Origin of the sequence: Paraburkholderia sp. (assembly GCF_034668105.1) — a bacterium.
Taxonomy (GTDB): Bacteria; Pseudomonadota; Gammaproteobacteria; order Burkholderiales; family Burkholderiaceae; genus Paraburkholderia.
The window spans coordinates 1-3,626 of sequence record NZ_JAXDPY010000243.1 but is presented as its reverse complement, the minus strand read 5'-3'; the positions used below and the strand labels follow the sequence as shown (position 1 = coordinate 3,626).

Here is a 3,626-nt window from a genome sequence, read left to right as displayed (position 1 = left end):
CGGCAGTGCGACCGGGTTGGAGCGGCTGATGCGGCTTGGATAATTGATGCGCGATCGCGGTCTACTGTCGGAGATTAACGGGAAACGACTGATGGGCGGGAGGAACGTCGCCGTTCCTGACGCCATTCGCCAGGATGCGGGTCGCCTGCGCGGCGGCATCCTGCGTGCTGGTCGAGGCGTCAATACGATCCGAGCGGAAGAGCCCGTCGACCGCATAGCCCGAGACGCTGGACGCCGCAGCTTGTGCCGCGCCGCCGGCAGCGGTCGATGCAACGCGAACACCGCCGCCTACGATCGATGATGCCGCCGCCGCCAGGAGAAGGGTCCCGAGGATGGTCGCGAGCGCCCATGACAAGAAGCCATGAGCCGTATCGCGGAAGAAGACCTCATGCGTGTGAAGACCGGTCCATTTAGTGCGGAGGCGCCCCGTAACGAAACCACCGAGGGCCGAAGATAACCACTGCACCACGATAAGGCCGATGCCCGCACTGATCGTGAAGGTTGTGGCCGAAGCACCCGCGTTGGGCCATGCCGACACCGAGGTGAGGCCAAGACCAGCCCCGAGCGACGTGAGAACAATGGCAAGAGCGATGGCGGCGACGGTGCCCGCGACAATCGCTGCCCAGCTAACGGCGGACAACGACGATTCATTGCCGCCGACGGGACTTCGGTCGAGGACCGTTTGCGATGAAATGGCCATGGTCAATGCCAGATCAGCGCGAGAAGGATGATGATCGGGATAGGCACACCGATAAGCCAAAGTAGGATTCCGCGACCCATATTCGTTTCCTCCAGTTGTTGACCGCCCCTAGCGGCGATGCCTCCGCAACCGGAAGTTGGTCGCGAGGTCTTACCTGCGTGGGCCTTAACGGAACTAGGTGCGTAAGAGTTTCATACGTTTGTAAGCCGGTCTCAGTCTGCAGCGCGATAAAGCCATGACCGCGCGGTGATCCCCATAGATGCTCGGAAGAAGCTTGCCGGAATCGGCCCGACGGGCAGACAGGAACGCTAGCGTGCGGGCGGTGCGAGTTTCTCCCCGTGGGAGCTTGGCACGGAAGCGGGCGGCGGCTTACTCGCGGCCTGCGCGCGCGCCTCTTCCAACAGCTTGCTGCATCGAGCGTCCTCCGCCTCGGACGTGCCGAACTGTACTGTCGGCAAGATCGCCAACGGCGCAAACAAAGCGGCCAGACCGGCGGCCGCTCCGGCCCGCCTGCGCGCCGCTAGCTAGTACCTCGTCACAGTGATTATGACTCTTTGGTGGTGTCGGGATAGGCTCGGGCCAGCTTGTCGCGCGCCTTCTGGGTCGTGAACTTCCACGTGATGCGTGCGCCGGACGCATTGCGCTGCCTCTGCCAAGCTTGGACTTCGGCATGAAGCAGTTCGCGATCAGCGATGCGCCGATCCAGGCACTGCCCGCGCAACACGCCGATCTCGATTTCCACCATGTTCAACCAACTGGCGTGCTTGGGTGTGTAGTGGAACTCCAGGCGCTGAAGGATGCGATGGGCTTCTTGTGCCGGGAATGTCTCGTAAAGCGCCCCAGCGGTGTGGGTTGAAAGATTGTCCATCACGACGCGGATCTGCTCCGCATCCGGATAGTGGATATCGGACAAATCGCGCATGCAGGCAGCAAAATCTTGCGCCGTTCGCTGATCCGTCACCTTCACATGGCGCCAGGACCTGTGCGCATCGAGAAACACGAACAGATTGGCCGTGCCATTACGGCAGTATTCATAGTCGTAACGCTCCGGCTGACCCGCCTCGGCCGGGATCGGGTCACGCACCTCGCCGATCAACTGCGTCGGGCTTTCGTCGAAGCACACCACCGGACGCTTCGGATCAGCCTCTTCGGCGTAGAGATCGAGCACGTCCTCCATCCGTGCGACATAGGTGCCGTCGATCTGCGGAATGCACCACATGTCCCGTCGCCACGGCTTCAGATCGTCCTCGGCGAGGCGTCGGCGCACTGTCTCGCGCGACAGATCCTCATGCGCCGTCAGCCGGACCATTGCGTCGGCCAGAAGGTCCAGCGTCCAGCGCTTGCGTCCCTCGGGCGGGTCGGAGCAGGCCGTGGCAATCAGCAACGCCGTTTCCTTGCCAGATAGCTTGCGCGCCGCCCCAGGGCGGGCCTCCTCGCTGAGCGCCAGCTCCAGGTTGCCTTGGACGAAGCGCCGCTTGGTTCGGTAGACCGTCGATCCGCCAACCGAAAGGCTGCTGGCGATCACGTCGTCGCTGACACCAGCGTCGGCCGCCAGCAGGATTTGGGCACGCTTGATTTTGCGCGCCGCATGTTTGCCGCCGTTGAGCAATGCCGTGAGTTGCGCCCGCTCCGTTTCGCTCAGATCGACCCGGTAGCGTATGTTCATCGTTGATCCCCCGTTGTCGAGAACCAAGATGAATCGAGCCGCTGATTCGCGACCAGATTTCACCCATAGGCAGGGCCAGTATCTGGCGTTCATTCACGCCTATACGCTGGTGAACGGGTGCCCCCCAGCGGAAGCAGACATGATGCGGTTCTTCCGCGTTACGCCACCGACCGTTCATCAGATGGTGCTCAGCCTCGAGAGGGCGGGGTTGATTTCACGCCAGCCAGGGGTCCCGCGGAGCATCGCAGTCCTGCTCGAACGCTCCGCCTTACCCGAGCTAAATCGGCCCCATACTCAACCGGTCAAAACCACTGGGACGAGGTACTAGTACCCACTATCACTGAACCATGAGTCGGGACTAACAGGGCTGAAGCGCTGCCGTCGGCCGATGAGCCGACGCTACCTGTGTGTCGCGCTCCAGCGATTCTGGGTACTAGGGCCTGCTACAACCCGCCTGCCGTCACGTTCGGGTCTGATCGAGATCTCACTGCCCGATGGCAGCCGTGTTCGCGTCGGCAGCGACGTCAATCTGGCCGCTCTGCGCCGGGTTGTGGTCGAGGCTAGGCCATTCGGCTTCGCCCTCACGGATCCGGGCAGGCGGCTTTCCCGCACCCGGCTCTTCCCGGAAGTCACCCGCATTGTGCCGCTCGTGGTGCCCATGGGTGAGTGATCCGGGGTGGCGGCAAGGGCAAGCGCGCGGTCAGAGCCTCGAACCAGTCCCAGCCCATGCGTCGGTTCTTCTGGCTCCGCCGCTTGAGGCAGTTGAACCAGATTCGCCGGACTTCCTGAAGGAACCCGTTCAGTGAGTGTCACGCTGCACTTAACGCTGAGACTATGGGGCATTGTATTTGAATGCCTTAGACTTAGCCCGAGACAGGAACTGCGGTTAGACTTGAGACAAATCTTCGTTTTATTGCACGATGCGTGAGACAGCGAATCATGCAACGTTACGGCAATATTGGTGGCGCGGCGGTCGGCCGCAATCAGACTTTATTGTCTGAAAACAGAGAGCTACCATAGCCAGTCACAATTGCTGCATTTGTGAAATTTCGTATGGCAAGTATCTCAGGTTTACTAAAGCGCCAAGTGAGACTCTTGGCAATTCTCAGCGTTAAGCGCAGCCAAACACTCGCGTTTTTCTGGGCCTCCCGATGCAAAGCGGAGACGGCTGTCTCGGGGCATGCCATGAACGCGCTGCCCATCTGGACTCCGGCGGCGGCGAGGGCGAAGGCGGCTACGATGCGGATTCCGCTGATCCTG

The 3,626-nt window shown here is 61.6% G+C and carries 3 protein-coding genes and 1 pseudogene; 1 reads left to right on the top strand and 3 read right to left on the bottom strand.

The genetic code is table 11. The annotated features are described in order from the left end of the window. Positions 1-61: 61 nt before the first annotated feature. Positions 62-700 carry a hypothetical protein gene (locus QOC89_RS11365; protein ID WP_323045105.1) on the bottom strand — a complete coding sequence of 213 codons (639 nt, stop codon included), beginning with the start codon at positions 698-700 and terminating at the stop codon, positions 62-64. A 544-nt stretch (positions 701-1,244) separates the two neighbouring features. Beyond that, positions 1,245-2,366: an IS630 family transposase gene (locus QOC89_RS11360; protein WP_323045104.1), complete on the bottom strand. Its 1,122-nt coding sequence runs from the start codon at positions 2,364-2,366 to the stop codon at positions 1,245-1,247. On the opposite strand from QOC89_RS11360, the gene QOC89_RS11355 reads away from it, so the two are divergent. Further along, positions 2,359-2,694 carry a MarR family transcriptional regulator gene (locus QOC89_RS11355; protein ID WP_323045103.1) on the top strand — a complete coding sequence of 112 codons (336 nt, stop codon included), beginning with the start codon at positions 2,359-2,361 and terminating at the stop codon, positions 2,692-2,694. The genes QOC89_RS11360 and QOC89_RS11355 overlap by 8 nt on opposite strands. A 655-nt stretch (positions 2,695-3,349) precedes the next feature. Here the strand turns inward: QOC89_RS11355 and QOC89_RS11350 are convergent. Then, positions 3,350-3,626: pseudogene (locus QOC89_RS11350) on the bottom strand (hypothetical protein); the annotation flags it as partial.

Bases quoted from the DNA above. Each gene is read 5' to 3' on its own strand.
- QOC89_RS11365 (WP_323045105.1), bottom strand. From the start codon at position 700: ATGGCCATTTCATCGCAAACGGTCCTCGACCGAAGTCCCGTCGGCGGC.
- QOC89_RS11360 (WP_323045104.1), bottom strand. From the start codon at position 2,366: ATGAACATACGCTACCGGGTCGATCTGAGCGAAACGGAGCGGGCGCAA.
- QOC89_RS11355 (WP_323045103.1), top strand. From the start codon at position 2,359: ATGTTCATCGTTGATCCCCCGTTGTCGAGAACCAAGATGAATCGAGCC.